General features: G+C 63.7%; 9 protein-coding genes. 4 read left to right on the forward strand and 5 right to left on the reverse strand.

The features are described 5' to 3' along the window. Positions 1–100: 100 nt before the first annotated feature. From C7W88_RS21420 to C7W88_RS21430, 3 genes are read left to right on the forward strand one after another with little or no spacing between them, the layout of a single operon-like run. Positions 101–4,366: a strawberry notch-like NTP hydrolase domain-containing protein gene (locus tag C7W88_RS21420; protein ID WP_118075557.1), complete on the forward strand. Its 4,266-nt coding sequence runs from the start codon at positions 101–103 to the stop codon at positions 4,364–4,366. Between the two features lie 22 nt (positions 4,367–4,388). Next, a complete protein-coding gene (locus tag C7W88_RS21425; protein WP_118075559.1) occupies positions 4,389–4,628 on the forward strand; it encodes a type II toxin-antitoxin system Phd/YefM family antitoxin in 240 nt (79 codons plus the stop codon). Positions 4,629–4,631: 3 nt separating this feature from the next. Beyond that, the gene (locus tag C7W88_RS21430) at positions 4,632–5,018 is read left to right on the forward strand and encodes a type II toxin-antitoxin system VapC family toxin (RefSeq protein WP_118075561.1); all 387 of its coding nucleotides are present in this window, start codon (positions 4,632–4,634) and stop codon (positions 5,016–5,018) included. Between the two features lie 19 nt (positions 5,019–5,037). Here C7W88_RS21430 and C7W88_RS21435 read toward each other — a convergent pair whose 3' ends face one another. Continuing rightward, complete coding sequence (locus tag C7W88_RS21435) at positions 5,038–5,454, reverse strand: helix-turn-helix domain-containing protein (protein ID WP_240345020.1); 417 nt, start codon at positions 5,452–5,454, stop codon at positions 5,038–5,040. A 111-nt stretch (positions 5,455–5,565) separates the two neighbouring features. Between C7W88_RS21435 and C7W88_RS21440 the strand changes: the two genes are divergently transcribed. Next, complete coding sequence (locus C7W88_RS21440; RefSeq protein ID WP_118076021.1) at positions 5,566–8,535, forward strand: Tn3 family transposase; 2,970 nt, start codon at positions 5,566–5,568, stop codon at positions 8,533–8,535. Between the two features lie 10 nt (positions 8,536–8,545). On the opposite strand, the gene C7W88_RS21445 is transcribed toward C7W88_RS21440, so the two are convergent. The 4 genes from C7W88_RS21445 to C7W88_RS21460 form a co-directional block, all read right to left on the reverse strand. Continuing rightward, positions 8,546–9,124 (reverse strand): hypothetical protein, encoded by a 579-nt coding sequence (locus C7W88_RS21445; protein WP_118075565.1) that lies wholly within the window; start codon positions 9,122–9,124, stop codon positions 8,546–8,548. 117 nt (positions 9,125–9,241) lie between these two features. Beyond that, positions 9,242–10,957: an amidohydrolase family protein gene (locus C7W88_RS21450; RefSeq protein ID WP_118075567.1), complete on the reverse strand. Its 1,716-nt coding sequence runs from the start codon at positions 10,955–10,957 to the stop codon at positions 9,242–9,244. Next, the gene (locus C7W88_RS21455) at positions 10,954–11,868 is read right to left on the reverse strand and encodes a TauD/TfdA family dioxygenase (protein WP_118075569.1); all 915 of its coding nucleotides are present in this window, start codon (positions 11,866–11,868) and stop codon (positions 10,954–10,956) included. Before C7W88_RS21455 ends, C7W88_RS21450 begins: the two co-directional genes overlap by 4 nt. Before the next feature lie 154 nt (positions 11,869–12,022). Then, entirely contained in the window at positions 12,023–13,339 is a 1,317-nt protein-coding gene (locus tag C7W88_RS21460) for an FAD-binding oxidoreductase (RefSeq protein WP_118075571.1), read from the reverse strand. Positions 13,340–13,346 lie beyond the last annotated feature (7 nt).

Consider the following 13,346-nt stretch of genomic DNA (forward strand, 5'->3'; position numbering starts at 1 on the left):
GGGGATTTGCCTGAGCACGACGCGGGGGAGGGGAGGGGGGAAGGAGCAGGCACGCCGCCTTGCCGGCTTCAGGCCTTTGCAGCAAACCCCGGAGAGAACCATGACCGCCACGCATGCTCGCGCCAGTGCCATTATGGGCGCTGCGCGCACCCTTGCCGACAGACTGCTTCTTGCAGCATCGATCAGCAGGGCCACGCTCACCGAGGCCATGACCAAAAGCGCAGGAGGCAGCGATTTCCAGGGCGCGTGGCAGCAGCGCGACAGTTTCGAGGCCCTGGAAGTCGCTCTTTCCCTGGCAATTCCCGAGCTTGTGGGCCCGATGGAAGTGGCAGCTGCAATCAGCGCGCTCGAGGCGATTGCCCAAGCCTTGCCAACGCAAACGGTGCGCAGCGAGGACCAGATCCAGTTCCAGCAGTTCTCGACGCCGCCGGCGCTGGCCTGTCTTGCCGTTCATCTGGCGCGGCTCTCCAGCGATGACATGGTGCTCGAACCGAGCGCAGGCACCGGGATCATCGCGGCACTTGCCAAGCGCGTAGCCGGGAACCTGGTCCTCAACGAACTCGAAGCCACCCGCGCCGACCTGCTCGAGGCCGTGTTTCCGGGCACGAAGGTCTACCGCCACGACGGTGCGAACCTCAACGCGCGGCTTTCCGGAACAGAACGGCCGAGCGTTGTTCTGATGAACCCGCCCTTCTCGGTGTCGCAATCGCGCGGGAAAGACAAGAGTACGGCCGCGAGGCACCTGCGCGCCGCACTTGATCATCTGCTGCCCGGTGGCCGGATCGTCGCGATCATGCCGGACTGGTTTTCGCCCACAGCGAGGAACGAGAAAACCTTTCGGCGCTCCCTCGAAGGCGCACGGGTTGTCCTGTCGCTCCGTCTGGACAAGGGCGGCTATGCCAAGCACGGCACCGGGATCGCCGTTCGCGTGCTGGTGATAGACAAGGTGCCGGGCGAGATCAGCGTGTCCACGATCAATCGCGGCCTGGTTAGCGAACTCTTCGCCGCGTTGCCAACCGTGCCACTGCGCGCGACGCTGCGCCACCCGACGCAGGCGGCAGCCCCCCGACCAAGGCTCAGCCTGTTCCGCTCGGTGAAGACAGGTCCAGCCCGGCCCGTGATCGTGCGAGCTCCCCAGACCAATCAGGTCCGCCCCGTCGACTATGAAGTGCTGGCCGAACCTGCGGCCATGGGCGAGCAGCGCGGGGTCTATGCCGATTATCGGCCCTCGCGCCTGGTGATCGCGGACGCTGGCGAACATCCGACCCACCTCGTCGAATCTGCCGCCATGGCCTCGATCGCCGCGCCGAAACCCCGCTACGTGCCCTCGCTACCCGAACGCACCGTGACGGCACGGCTTCTTTCTGCCGCCCAGTTAGAAACCGTGATCTACGCAGGCGAGGCATGGAGCCGCGATCTCCATGGCCGCTTCCGCCATCCCGCCGGCGAAGTTGCGCTCAAGGAGGATCCTCAAGGTGCGCTCTACCGCACCGGGTTCTTCCTCGGCGATGGCACCGGGGCAGGGAAGGGGAGGCAGGCGGCGGCCTGCATTCTTGATCAGTGGCTCAAGGGCAATCGCCGACACATCTGGATTTCGAAGAATGCACCGCTGCTCGAAGACGCGCAGCGCGACTGGACCGCGATCGGCGGATTGCCATCCGACATTCTCGACCTTGCCCGCTGGAAGATCGGCGAGGAGATTACCGCGCCCGAAGGAATCCTGTTCGTACCCTATGGCACGCTGCGCAGCTCGCGCGTCGAAGATACCCGGCTCGACCAGGTCGTCCGCTGGGCCGGTGAAGACTTCGAAGGCGTGATCGTCTTCGACGAAGCTCACGAAATGGGTGGCGTTGCAGGCGGGGAAGGGGCACTAGGCCAGAAGCAGGGCTCGCTTCAGGGCATCGCCGGCGTGGTGCTCCAGAACACGCTGCCGCGCGCCCGCGTGCTCTATGCCTCGGCAACCGGTGCTTCGGACGTCAACAACCTCGCCTATGCGGTCCGGCTTGGCCTGTGGGGGCCGGGCACGGCCTTTGCAACCCGCGAGCAGTTCATCAGCGAAATCCGCGACGGCGGGATTGCTGCAATGGAACTGGTGGCGCGCGACCTCAAGGCCTCCGGGCTCTACCTCGCCCGGGCATTGAGCTTCGCGGGGGTAGAGTACGAAATCCTGCGCCATGACCTGACCCCTGAGCAGATCGCTATCTACGACACCTATTGCGAGGCCTGGACGATCATCCATCAAAACCTCGAAGCGGCGCTCGAACTTACGGGCATCGTCGATGGGCTCGAGAACAGGACTCTCAACAGCGGCGCCAAGGCGGCGGCCCGCGGCCGGTTCGAGGGGACCAAGCAGCGCTTCTTTGCGCAAGTCCTGCTCTCGCTGAAGCTGCCCTCGATCTATCCCGCGATCGACGAGCATCTGGCGAACGACGAAAGCGTCGTCGTTCAGCTGGTCAGTACCGCGGAATCGATCCTCAACCGGCGGCTCAAGGAGCTCGATCCTGACGAGCGCGAAGCGCTGGAACTGGACCTTTCGCCCAGGGAAGCAATCGTGGACTACCTCACCCGGGCCTTCCCGACCCGGCAGATGGAGGAATATACCGACGAGCTCGGTGATGTGCGCTCGCGGCCAATGTGGGACCAGGCAGGCAATCCGGTCCATAATCCGCAGGCCGAGGCCGCGCGGGCCGCCCTGATCGAGCATATTTGCGCCATGCCGCCGATCCCGACGGCGCTCGATGCCTTGCTCGAGCACTACGACGTGACTGCGGTGGCCGAAGTGACAGGGCGCAGCAAGCGCCTCGTTCGTGATGGTTCGGGCCAGCAGCGCCTCGAAAGCCGCTCACCCCGGACCAACCTTGCTGAAACCACTGCGTTCATGACCGGCGCCAAGCGCATCCTCGTGTTCTCGGATGCGGGGGGCACGGGGCGCAGCTATCACGCCAGCCTTGATGCCAGGAACCAGCAGCGCCGGGTCCATTTCCTGCTCGAGCCCGGATGGCGCGCAGACCGGGCAATTCAGGGCCTGGGGCGCACCCACCGCACGCACCAGGCCTGCCCGCCGCTGTTCCGCCCCGTCACCACCGACTGCAAGGGCGAAGCCCGGTTCACCAGCACGATCGCGCGCCGCCTCGATGCCTTGGGCGCGTTGACCCGCGGCCAGCGCCAGACCGGTGGGCAGGGGATGTTCGATGCTTCCGACAACCTCGAGAGCATCTATGCGAAGCACGCGCTGCACGACTGGTACGGCCTACTGGCGACGGCCAAGCTCAAGAGCACGACCTTGTACGAGTTCCAGCGGGTGAGCGGGCTCGAGCTCACCGACCAGGACGGCGTGCTGCGCGAGGACCTGCCTCCGATTCAGCGCTGGCTCAACCGCATCCTCGCCATGAAGATTGCCGTCCAGAACGCCATCTTCGACGAGTTTCTGACCCTTGTTGAAACCCGCGTCTCCGCTGCAAAGGAAGCCGGGACTTTCGACATCGGGGTTGAGATGGTGGCGGTCGAGGCCTGCGAGGTGCTGTCCGACACGGTGATCCGGACCGACCCCGTGACCGGCGCGACCTCGCACCTGCTTGAGCTGTCGCTGACCCAGCGGCGCAAGGTCCTCTCGCTCGAGCGCGTGCTGAAAATGGTATCCTATGAGGAGCAGCCGCTGTTCCTGCGCAATGACAAGTCGGGCAAGGTCGCGCTCGCGGTTCCGGCACCCTCGCACATGGACGAGGAGGGCCACACGATCCGCCGCTACGAACTCGTGCGGCCGCTGCGCAGCGAGTACCTCCGCGCTGACCGGCTCCACGAGTCCGCCTGGGAGCCCGTCAGCAAGGCCAGGTTCAGCGCGCTGTGGGAGGAAGAATACGCAGCCGACGAAAGCCAGCTTGTCACCGAGACCGTCTATCTCGCAACGGGGCTGCTGCTGCCGATCTGGGGCGCGCTTCCCAAGGAAGACCTCACGGTCAACCGCATCGTCGACAAGTCCGGCGCCTCCTGGCTCGGCCGCCATGTCCACGACCTCTACGTCGATGCGACCCTTGAGAAGCTCGGTGTTGCCCGCAAGGCGCAGACCGATCCGGCCAAGATTGCCGCCGCCATTCTCGGCGGGGGCACGTGGAAGGCGCCGCATCCGTTCAATTTCACGATCCGCACAGCGCGAGTGAACGGTTCCCGCAGGATCGAGATTGTCGATGCCGAAGCCGCGCGCATCCCCGAGCTCAAGGCCAAGGGCTGCTTCACGGAAATCATTGCCTACAAGACGCGGGTGTTCGTGCCGACGGACAAGGCCGACCAAATCCTTGCAAGCCTGATTGAACAGGCACCTTGCGAGCAGCTTGCAGACGCGAACGGATGTGGTAGACTTAGTTCATAGAACTTAGCTAAGGTAACTGGAAATGGACACGGTCAACATTCATGAAGCAAAGACGCATTTGTCGCGCTTGCTCGAGCGCGTGCTGCGCGGGAATGCGGTCGTGATCGCCAAGGCGGGCAAGCCGATTGCGAAAATGGTGCCAATCGACAATGCTGCACCGTCCAAGATCAAACGCCTGGGTTTCCTCAAAGGGGAAATGGGCGTGCCGGAAGATTTCGACCGCATGGGCGAGGGTGAAATTGAAGCGCTGTTCGAAGCCTGAGCGATGAAATTTCTCCTTGATACACATGTCCTCCTCTGGGCGGCGGGCTTTCCGGAACGATTGACGCCTGCCGCCCGGAAACTGATCAACGATGAGGGTAACGAACTGCTTTTCAGCGCTGCCAGCCTCTGGGAAATCGCGATCAAAAACGGGCTTGGGCGAGAAGACTTCGCAGTCGATGCACGCGTATTGCGCCGGGCGTTGATCGACAACGGTTACGTCGAGCTCGCCATTTCAAGCGAACATGCCGTCGCAATTTCCCAGTTGCCTCCGATTCACAAGGACCCATTCGATAGAATGCTGATCGCTCAGTCGATCGTCGAGGGCATTACTTTGCTCACATCAGACGAAACAATCTGCCGGTACTCCGGACCCATCCGACAGGTCTGATTGTTCCGCTCGGGTTTAATCAATACTGATCCGAGCCGTCCGCAATCAGTTCGTCCATCGCGTTCGAACGAATCTTGTCGCGCGCTGCCTTGTACGCAAACACGTCCTCGGCCTTGAGCCGCCGATGCCGTCCTACCATGCTGTGCGGGATGTCACCCTTCTCGATCAACGTGATCAGGTAAGGACGCGACATGTTGAGCAGATCTGCTGCCTGCTGCGTCGTCAACATCTGCTGGATCGGCACGAACGTGACGGTATCCCCGCTCCCGATGTGACGCAGCAACTCGAGGAACAGGTCGGACATCGCCGGTGTCAGCGTGATCTCGACCGGTTTCCTGGTCTTGGGATCGGGTATGTGCAGCTTGGCCTCACCTGCCTTCTGCGAGGCAAGGATGCGCCGAAGCTGGGGGCACCTCAAGGTCTGTTCGTCAGACAACGCTAAGTCAGACAAATGGCGAACACACTGGAATTCTTTATGCATGCCTACGCTGCCACGCAGGTCTAGCCTGACCGATTGGAGTTCATCCCGAATCTGGTGAGGTGCATCATGGCGCGGCGCAATCTGCTGGCGCAGGACGAGCGCGATAGGCTTTTCCTGCCACGCATCGACAACTTTTCGATCATCCGAAATTACACTTTAGCGCCCGATGATTTGGCCTTAATCGGAAGGCGGCGAGGCGCTGTCAATCGGCTCGGCATTGCTGCACACCTCGCGCTCTTGCGGCACCCGGGTTTTGGTCTGCGGATCAACTCGGACGTCCCGGAGTCCGTGCTCAACTACCTGGCTGCGCAGCTAGATGTCTCGCCGAACGTATTCGCGACTTATGGGCAACGAGCGCAGACGCGAACCGATCATAGCTCGACTGCGGCCGAATACCTTGGCCTCCAACCATTCAAGCGAGCCGACGTCGCCCATGCCATCGAACTGGCGGCCCGGGCAGCCATGCAGAGCGACCGCGGCGAGACAATTGCACGCTCCCTAATGGACAGTCTCAAGGCGGATCGCTTCGTCCTGCCTCTTCCGGACACCCTCGAACGGTCTGGGCTCGCTGGCCGGGCCCGCGCGCGCAAGCGCGCGGCGGCAGAGATGGTTGCCGCGCTGGACGGCCCAACGTTAGAGTTGCTCGACGCGCTCCTGATCAACGAGCCTGCCTTGGGCATGACCCCACTCGCATGGCTCCGCGACATGCCCGGGTCGCCGTCGACCAAGAACATGAACGCGCTGCTCAAACGCCTGCGGTATATACGGCAGCTCGGGATCGATCCCGGGATCAGCTTGGCGACGACAGGCTTCCGCTTCGGCCAGTTCGTGCGTGAAGGCAGAGTGGCTCCGCCGTTTCTGCTTGCCGACTATTCCCCCAATCGCCGCAGGGCGACGCTGGCGGCTGCAGTCGTCAATCTTGAGGTCAGACTTGCCGATGCCGCGATTCTGATGTTCGAGCGTCTGATTGGTGGGCTGTTCACCCGTGCCAAGCGGGGCCAGGAACGACGTTATCAGGACACGGCACCGTCGGTCGGCAAACTCATGCGACTGTTCGGAGCAACTATCGCGGCATTGGATATGGCGGAGGAAACCGGCGGTGATCCGCTGATCCTGATCGATGAGATGGTGGGCTGGCATCGCTTGATGGCCGCGCGCGCCCACGTCGATGCCTTGGCTGATCTCGCCCAAGAAGACACCCTGGTCCTTGCGACCGAACGGTACGCCACGCTGCGCCGGTTTTCCGGCAGCTTCCTCGACACGTTCACGTTCAAGGCCTCGAGCAGCGGAACTAACCTGCTTTCAGCTATCGATCTCCTCAAGCAGACCAACGCCAGTCGTGGCGCGCACCTGCCGGAAAATCCACCCATGCCCTTCGCCAATCGACAGTGGCCAAAGCTGATCACGGAAGGCGGAAAGGTCAGCCGCGCGCGCTACGAGACTGCAGTGCTTGCAACTCTCCGCGACAAGTTGCGGGCCGGCGATGTCTGGGTCGAAGGAACCCGCGCCTACCAGCGATTTGATGCCTATCTGCTTCCCCGCAAAGCCGCACAATCCGCGATAGCTGACTTACCCATCAACGTGAATGCTGGGGAATATCTAGCTGAGAAAAGTGCTGAACTTGATCGGCGCCTGCGCCACTTCGCGCACCAACTGCGGACCGGCCGCTTATCTGGTGTGGCGCTCGTTCGCGACAGACTGAAGGTTGTGCCGCTGCAGGCGGCAACTCCGCTGGACGCTGAAGTTCTGGATCGCAGGCTCGACTCGCTACTTCCGCGTGTCCGGATCACCGAACTCCTGTTCGAGGTTGCCGAGCGCACCGGCTTCCTCGCGGCATTTCGGGATGTCCGCTCGGGCAAGGAACACGACAAACCTCAAGCCATCCTCGCTGCCATTCTGGCAGATGGCACAAATCTCGGCGTCGAACGTATGGCAAACGCGAGCCAGGGCGTGACCTACGCGCAGCTTGCCTGGACCCAGAACTGGTACATCTCGCCCGAAAATTACGAGGCCGCGTTGGCCCAGATCGTGCGCGAACATCACCAGCTGCCGTTCGCGCGCAACTGGGGAGAAGGTATCAGCGCATCATCTGATGGTCAGTTCTTCCGCACCGGCCGAATTCGTTCCGGCGCAGCCGAGATCAACGCCAAGTACGGGCACGAGCCCGGCATCAAGATCTACTCCCACCTGTCTGACCATTTCGCTTCGTTCAGTTCGCGCATCATGTCTGCCACCGCCAGTGAGGCACCATACGTGCTCGACGGTCTGATGCTTGGCGCCCGCGATTTGCCGCTGCAGGAGCTGTACACTGATACCGGCGGCGCATCCGATCACGTCTTTGGTTTGTGTCACCTGCTGGGTTTCCGTTTCGTCCCGCGGATGCGCGACCTAGCCGATCGACGGCTTGGCGCCATTGCTGCGAACTCAACCTATAAAGGCATCGAACGTCTGTTCGGCCAAGCGATCAAAGTCGGCGCGATCGAGGCAGAGTGGGACGACCTGGTTCGCATGGCGGCGTCGATCCGTGAGGGGGCGGTTGCGCCGTCAGTCATTCTGCGCAAGCTTTCCGCCTATCGTCGGCAGAACAAGCTCGACCTCGCCCTTCGCGAACTCGGTCGCATCGAGCGGACGCTGTTCACACTCGACTGGCTGGAACAGCCAGAATTGCGCCGCGCCTGCCAAGCCGGTTTGAACAAGGGAGAGGCCCGGCACGCTCTGGCTGATGCAATTTACACCAATCGCCAGGGACGCTTTACGGACCGTACCTTCGAGAACCAGCAATACCGAGCATCTGGCCTTAACCTGCTCATCGCAGCCATTGCATACTGGAACACTCTCTATCTTGGCCGCGCTGCCGATTACATTCGCCATTCCGGGGTGGAGATCGACGAGGCACTGCTGGCCCATGTCTCGCCTCTAGGTTGGTCACATATCGGCCTAACCGGCGACTACCTATGGGAGGATGCGTCGTTCAGAGACGGTGGCGGGTACCGACCACTTCACGACCCAAGTGGCAGGTTGCGGCTCGTCGCGTAGGTTGTTCCCACTATGTCCACCTTAGCGTTGTCTGGCGAACAAATCTTGAGGTGAGGCCTATATGGTGCTCGCGGAAAGCGAGCGCAGACGCCTGATTGCCGAATATGCCCTCGAATCGAGCGAGACAGGGGTCATCCTCGTCGACGAGGACAGTGCCGTGATGCACATCAACGCGGTGGCGGCCGAGATCATCGCGGACACCCAACTGCTCGGGATCAACGGCAGACGGCTCTTTGCCCGCCATCCGGTCGAACAGCAGGTGCTCAAGCAGCACGTCCGGACCAAGGCCCGCGAGCAGAGCCCCACCAGCCGGCCCGACTGCTATGCCACGATGGCGCTCTCGCGCCACGATCACCACCTGCCGGTGACGGCGGTGATCCGCCCCGGCCCGCCCTACGCCCCGATTTCGGCACCGCTGCGCCGGACCGCGGTGATCGTGCTGCGCGATCCGTCCCGGCGCAACAATCTCGACGCCGCCGATCTTGAACGCCTGTTCGGGCTGACCCCGGCCGAGGCGCGCCTCGGCCGCCTGCTGGCCGAAGGGATCAGTACCGAGGATGCGGCCACAGCGATCGGGGTGAGCAAGCACACGATCCGCTCGCAGCTCCAGGCGGTCTTTCTCAAGACCGGCACCAACCGCCAGGGCGAGCTGGTCCGCACGCTGTTGAACTCCGCGGCGGCGCTCGCCCGCAATCCGGCGCCCTGCTCAGCCGAGCCGGACGAGACGCCCGGGCAGGTCGCCGGTGGCTTCGCCCTCGCGGTAGACCGGCAGCCCTTCGACCATGGTCAAGACATAGCCTGCGGCGCGCTGGACCAGGCGCTTGCCGCCGGCCGGGAGATCGTAGCAGACCTCAGGCGCGCCGATACTGAGCCGCGCATGGTCGATCAGGTTGATGTCGGCACGCAGACCCGGCGCCAGCACGCCGCGATCGGCGAGCCCCATGATCCGGGCGGTGCCCTGGGTCATCCGGTGCACCACGTCGGGCAGGCTCTTGCGGTCGCGGACCCGGTCCCGTGCCCAGTGGGTCAGGGCGAAGGTCGAGTAGCTGCCATCGCAGATCGTGCCGACATGGGCGCCGCCATCACCTAGGCCGTAAACCACGTCGGGATGCGACATGATCTCGCCCACGGCATCGAGGCTGCCATCGGCATAGTTGGCCATGGCGAGGTAGAGTTTGCCCCCGCTTTCCCCCGCAACCATCACATCATAGGCATATTCCTCCGGCGTGACCCCGGCAGCGGCGGCAAGCCCGGCAATGCTGCGCTCGGGCGGCTGCTCGTAGTCGGGCCGGTCACCGAGGATGAACATGTGCGCGAAATCGCGCACGGCCCGGCCGAGCACCAGCGCCGGATTGGGATCGACCGGTTCGGACAGGATCGCCGCCCGCACCTCGGGGCGGCGCAGCCGATCCAGTCGTTCGGCCAGCGGCATACCGGCCAGCGAGGCATAGGTCGCGGTCGTGTAGAACGGGTTGAGCGTGAGCTCGAAGCCGAGGATCATGCCGATCCCGCGGGGCATGATCTGTCCCTTCATGACCGCACCTGCGGCATTCGCCGCCCCGAGCTCCTCGAGCAGCCGCGGATACTGGAAAGGCCCGACATTGCCGGTCCCGATCGAGAAGGTGAGCGGACGACCGGCCGTCTCGGCTAGTTCACGCATCGCGGCGAGGCTGGCATCGGGCAGGTGGATGTCCTCGACGATCTGGAACACGCCCTTGCCCTTCTCGCGCAGGACGCGGGCGAAGGCAAGCAGCTCGGCCTGGGCCGCCTGGTAGGTCGGGATCGCCTTGCCGTCGCTCGAGCGATGGAACAGACTGCGCGAGGTGGCGATGCCGGCCGCCCCGGCATCGAGCGCCTCGCCGAGGAGGCGGGACATCTCGGCGATGTCGGCCGCGGTCGCGGGCTCGCGATTGGCCCCGCGCTCGCCCATCACGTAGACGCGGAGCGGCGCATGCGGCACCAGTGCGACGATATCCATGTCGTAGGGCCGACCCGCGAGGAAGGCGAGATACTCGGGAAAGGTCTCCCAGGTCCACGGCAAGCCCTCGGTCAGCACGGGGTAGGGAATGTCCTCGACCCCCTCCATCAGCCGGACCATCGCATCGCGTGCCTCGGGGGTGGCGTGACATGGGGCAAAGCCCACCCCGCAATTGCCGATCACTGCGGTGGTGACGCCGTGGTACGACGAGGGCGAAAGGCGGTTCTCCCACGTCACCTGCCCGTCGTAATGGGTGTGGATGTCGACGAAGCCGGGGGTTACCAGCAGGCCGCGCGCGTCGATCTCCTCGCGCCCCGCGGCGAGGTTCTCGCCAATCGCGGCGATCCGTCCGGCGGTGATCGCCACGTCGGCCACGAAGGCCGGTGCGCCCGTGCCGTCAATCACGGTGCCGCCACGCAGGACGGTGTCGAACTGGCCGCTCATTCCGCGGCTTCCGCGTTCGCGCCGTCCTCGTAGACCCGGCCCATCGCCACGGTGCCCTTGATCGTGGTGCGGTGGACCACGCGGATCTCGCGCACCGGATGGCCGAAGGCGGCATGCATGGTGCGACGGTTGTCCCACAGGACCATGTCGTTGTTGGCCCATTCGTGGACGTACTGGAAGCGCGGTTGCAGGGTGTGCTCGATCAGGCGCCGGATCAGGGCATCGCCAGCCTCGCCCTCCTGGCCGATCACGTGATCGATGTTGAGCGTGCTGACGTTGAGCACCTTGCGCCCGGTTTCGGGATGGGTCCAGACCAGCGGGTTGGCCACCGGCGGGAAGTAGGGATAGGTTTCCTTGCGCGGGGTGATCCGCCGCCCGCCCTGCTGGTTGAAGCGCATCTCCTCGATCCCGGTGCGGAACAGGTAGACCGCCTCGAGATCGGCGATCTCGGCCTTGGTCGCCTCGTCGAGCTCGTCGTAGGCGGCGGCAGTATCGAGCCAGCCGGTCTGCCCGCCGGTCTCGACCCTGCGCACCATGCGCAGCAGGGCGCCGGCATTGGGGGTGGTGGTGAAGGCGAGGTCGGTGTGCCAGGGAATCCGCTGGGTGATCTCCACGCCGTCGAAGTCGTAGACCGGGCCGGTCGGGCCATCCTCGTTCGAGAGCAGGATCAGCTCGGGATAGCCGGCGAGGCGGAACTTCTCGATCGGGTGCGGCTCGAGTTCGCCGAAGCAGCGGCTCAGCTCGAGCTGCACCTCGGGCGAGGTGCCGATCCCGCGAAACAGCAGCACGCCGTGCTCGAGCCAGGTGGCCTTGAGCGCGGCGGCCGTGGCGGGGTCGATGCCGTGGGCCATGTCGAGGCCACAGATCTCGCGGCCGAAACCGCCTGCAAGGGGTTTGACGTCGAAGCTCATAGTAGAAGACCTCTCCTAAGTTCCATATGAACCGCTAGTGAGGCTGCGCAAAGCGCACATCACGCATATGCACGACGCGCAGCAAAAGCAGAACGACTTGCGCCGCCACGTGCAACGATCCAGACACCCAATTGCGGCGGAAGATTGCCACCCGCTATACCATACCGAGCCTCTGGGCGGTTCGCGCCAGAGGGATGAGAATGTCCTGGATCAGCCATGCCTGCTTTTGCGGTCTTGTCACCGGCTCTGCCCGTTCAAGCGGAAATGGCAAGGAGTGCATTGTGTCAGTGGCAAGACCCTGTGCCACCAGCATCCCCATCAGCGGCGCCAGCACATTGCCCCAAGCGTTGAAGTACATAAGTCCGTACACGCCGGAGTCGACCTCGAAAACGCCCGGAAACTGGGCGTCACGCATGGCCACGCGTCCAGTCCAGTAGCTTTCAAGCTCAATTGGAACATTGCGGGTTTCGGGCCAGACCTTGTGCAACCAGGCCAGTTGCGACTGGAAGTGCCATTGCGCATCATAAGCACGGCCACGGCGCGGAATGGATGACAGGATCAGCCGGTTGTGGCGGTCCCGGACCATCGGGTTGAGGTCAATCGGCGCCTGCGCGAACGTTCCGCCACCGGGTATGACAACACTCTGCAACTCCTCCGGCAAGGGAGCGGTGGCAAGGGCAAACGCCGTCAGGGGATAGAATGCGCGCTGGAATGCGGGCTCGATGTCGGTCGGGTATGCCGCCGTGCAGAACACTACCCGATTGGCCAGAACACTGCCTTGCGCCGTACGCACGCGCCACTGCGTCCCGACCCGTTCCAGAGAAATGGCTTCGCTGTTGCCGTGGATCTTTGCGCCGAGCCGGGCGGCAGTTTCTATCATGCCATTGGTCAGCAAATAGGGATTAACCCGACCCCCATCTTCAAACAGCACGCCAAACGGATAGGCCGTGGTGCCAAGCCTTTCCTTCATTTGTGCTGCATCAAGCGCGATCGAGCGCTGGATGCCGGCCTGCTCCAGATACGCATGCTGCCGCAGAAATGCGTCCTGCGCCTTCCGGGTTTTCATGCCGTTGATGTAGCCGGAACGTACCGCGTCGGAGTCGATCCCGTGCTTTGCGGAAAGGTCGAACGGGATCGTCAGATGCTGGCGGAACAACTCCAGAAACCTTTTCCCGCCATCCGGGAAACGTTCAAACAGTTTGAGGTCGCGCAGCAACGGCAGGACGTGCCCCGCATTGCGGCCCGACGCGCCCCAGCCCGGTTGGCGGGATTCCAGCACCGTTGTCGCGACGCCTGCATCGGCAAGATGCAGCGCCAGCGATGAACCGGCCAATCCTGCGCCGATCACCACGGCATCGGCCGCGCTATCGCCAGTCAGCATGGGCCATTCGCGCGCCGTGCCCTGGGGTTTTGTCCAGCCGCTCAAGGCAACCGGCACTTCGCCCCGTTCAAATGCGATCCTCTGGTTCATCGGCAAT

The sequence above is a fragment of the Novosphingobium sp. THN1 genome, assembly GCF_003454795.1.
GTDB lineage: Bacteria > Pseudomonadota > Alphaproteobacteria > Sphingomonadales > Sphingomonadaceae > Novosphingobium.